The sequence below is a fragment of the Nocardiopsis nanhaiensis genome (genome assembly GCF_054778635.1).
Genome location: NZ_BAAGZJ010000216.1, coordinates 1 through 526, shown reverse-complemented (window position 1 = coordinate 526; position 526 = coordinate 1). Strand labels below are relative to the sequence as shown.

The window sequence follows — 526 nt, the reverse complement described above, 5'->3', positions numbered from 1 at the left end:
CCACCTGCACCAGCACCGTCTCCCCGGGGGCGGGTGATCCAGCGGCGCCGATGAGCCCGCGCAAGGGGTCTTCGTCGTGGGTGGTGGCGATGGGGTAGTGGTCGGGGCGGGCCAGCCGCAGCACACCTCCGTGCGAGCGGGTTTCCTCCTCCGGCGGCGGGGTGGGGACGGTGGTGGCCGCCGCGCCCGGCCAGGCGGCTTCGATGGCCCGCTCGACCAGGTGCGGGGGGAGGCCCCCGGGTACCCACAGGCGGATCCGCACCCCGGCCTCGTCGGCGACGTATTCCCACACCACGTGTGGTTGGCCGCACAGGAGGCGTTTCCATGCGGGGCGCAGCAGCCCCAGCATTTGGGTCCAGAACGCCTCCGCGCCGCTGATCTCCGCGGTCGGCGGGGGCCGCACCTCGATGAGGCGGGCGTTGCGGGACCAGGCCACATGGCGCAGAAGGACCAGCACCCGGCCAAGGGCCAGCACCGCGGCCCCCAGCGGCACGACCCACCACCACGGGGTCACGATGGGGGCGGC

1 pseudogene is annotated in these 526 nt (G+C 74.7%); it reads right to left on the bottom strand.

From position 1 onward, the window contains the following. A pseudogene (locus ACYVD1_RS34850) lies at positions 1-526 on the bottom strand (ATP-binding protein); the annotation flags it as partial.